2 tRNA genes are annotated in these 362 nt (G+C 46.7%); both read right to left on the bottom strand.

Going from position 1 to position 362, the window contains the following annotated elements:
- Positions 1-138: 138 nt before the first annotated feature.
- Positions 139-214: transfer RNA gene (locus NPS29_RS28685), tRNA-Ala, on the bottom strand.
- An 8-nt stretch (positions 215-222) separates the two neighbouring features.
- Positions 223-299 (bottom strand) — tRNA-Ile (locus NPS29_RS28680).
- Positions 300-362: the final 63 nt, after the last annotated feature.

The raw sequence follows: 362 nt of genomic DNA, 5'->3' as shown, positions 1-362 counted from the left end.
TAAACACCAGTGAAAGTGCTATTCAGTCTATCTTTCTATCACATACCCGAATTTTTAAAGAACGATCTAATCCAAGATTAGACATCAACATTCGAACCAAATGTTCATGTCTAAGCTTCTGATTTCAGAAGTAGTAAATGGTGGAGCCAAGCGGGATCGAACCGCTGACCTCCTGCGTGCAAGGCAGGCGCTCTCCCAGCTGAGCTATGGCCCCAGGAAAACTGGTAGGTCTGGGCAGATTTGAACTGCCGACCTCACCCTTATCAGGGGTGCGCTCTAACCAACTGAGCTACAGACCTAAATCTTGATGCAGACTGCAATCAAGCTTGAAGCTTGTAGCTCAAAGCTTGGAGCTACTTCTG

Origin of the sequence: Pseudomonas putida (genome assembly GCF_028682175.1) — a bacterium.
In the GTDB taxonomy this organism is placed as follows: Bacteria; Pseudomonadota; Gammaproteobacteria; order Pseudomonadales; family Pseudomonadaceae; genus Aquipseudomonas; species Aquipseudomonas putida_AD.
This window is presented reverse-complemented; position numbering and strand designations above follow the sequence as displayed.